The sequence below is a fragment of the Aquidulcibacter paucihalophilus genome (genome assembly GCF_002105465.1).
Lineage (GTDB): Bacteria > Pseudomonadota > Alphaproteobacteria > Caulobacterales > Aquidulcibacteraceae > Aquidulcibacter > Aquidulcibacter paucihalophilus.
On sequence record NZ_NCSQ01000117.1, the window covers coordinates 1 to 1,554 of the forward strand.

The window sequence follows — 1,554 nt, forward strand, 5'->3', positions numbered from 1 at the left end:
ATGGCGATCAGGCGCTTGTTGGAGATGGCGACACGGTGGGTATAGCGGGCAAGATAGGCCAGAACCGCGTCTGGCCCGCAGAAGGGGGCCTTGGCGTAGACCACCCACTTCTTGGCACGCATGGACGCCATAAAGCTGGCAAAGCGCTTGGGGTCAGCCAAGGGGGCGTGATCACCAAAGAAGCGCAACTGAGCGTCACGATGTAGGGCCATCAGCTTGTCCAAGAACAAGCGCCGAAATAGCTTGGACAAGACACGCACGGGCAGAAGGAACTTCGCGCGTGATCGGATCCAATGTTTACCATCCTTGCTGAGACCACCTCCTGGCACGATCATATGAATGTGGGGATGATGGGTGAGAGCTGACCCCCATGTATGCAGGACAGCCGTGATGCCAATCCTGGCCCCCAAATGCCTGGGGTCAGCGGCAATGGTCATCAGGGTCTGCGAGGCAGCTTTAAACAAGAGGTCATAGATGACGGTCTTGTTGTACCATGCGATATCGCCAATCTCGTGGGGTAGGGTGAAGACCACATGGAAATAGCCAATGGGCAATAGGTCCTCTTGTCGCTTGGCCAGCCAGTCGCGTGCGGCTGCCCCCTGACACTTGGGGCAGTGCCTGTTGCGACAGCTGTTGTAGGCGATCTTGGTATGATCACACTTGGTGCAGCCTTCGACATGACCGCCAAGGACGGCGGTCCTGCAAGACTGGATGGCTGACATGACCTTGAGTTGGCTTAAGCTGAGATGGCCCTTGTGGGCTTGACGATAAGCATCGCCAAAGCGGGCAAAGATATCAGCCACCTCCAAAGAGGGGCGCATGGCAGGTCAGGGGTCAGAACTGCACCTGTCGGACCTCCTCAGGCTCATGGCCAAACTGGCTAAGCTCTACCTTGCTATGTTGCCCTGTATTAGGATCGGGGCCGCCCATAGTGGCCAAAACCTTATCGAATGGACAGGTGACAGCGCGCACTGTTCGGGTCGCAACTTGGGTATAAAGGGCGGTGTTCTCCAGCTTGGCATGGCCCAACAAGACTTGGATCACGCGGATGTCCACACCGTCTTCCAACAAATGGGTGGCAAAGCTATGGCGTAAGGTGTGGGGGCTGACACGCTTGGCGATGCCAGCGGCCTTCGCTGCCTCATGGACAATGCGACCAAGGTGGCGGGTCGACATGTGGTTATCAATATCCATGCCTGGAAACAGCCAGCCGTCAGGCAACATCACACCTTTGCTACGTCCTTCCCGCCACCATGTGCGCAGTAAGGTCAGAAGATCGTCTGACAGCATGGCATTGCGGTAGCGGCCGCCTTTACCCCGCTCGACACGGATCACCATGCGCTGGCTATCAATATGGCCAACCTTCAGGGCTACAACTTCGCCAGCCCGCAAGCCTGATCCATAAGCAACACTCAGAGCCGCACGGTGCTTGAGGCACGTCGTGGCTGCTAGAAGTACGCCGACCTCATCAGGGCTGAGCACGCTTGGCAACTTGCGAGGTTGAAATACCCGGACCAGACGGCGCGATAAATCCGGCCGGTCCAATGTCATGGT

Annotated in this window: 2 protein-coding genes; both read right to left on the minus strand. The window is 57.3% G+C overall.

Annotation, left to right across the window (positions count from 1 at the left end; translation table 11 throughout):
* Positions 1-821 (minus strand): IS91 family transposase (locus B7364_RS08320; RefSeq protein WP_085339543.1); only part of this gene is annotated, 821 nt, incomplete at its 3' end.
* 13 nt (positions 822-834) lie between these two features.
* Positions 835-1,554 (minus strand): tyrosine-type recombinase/integrase (locus B7364_RS08325; protein ID WP_106407591.1); only part of this gene is annotated, 720 nt, incomplete at its 5' end.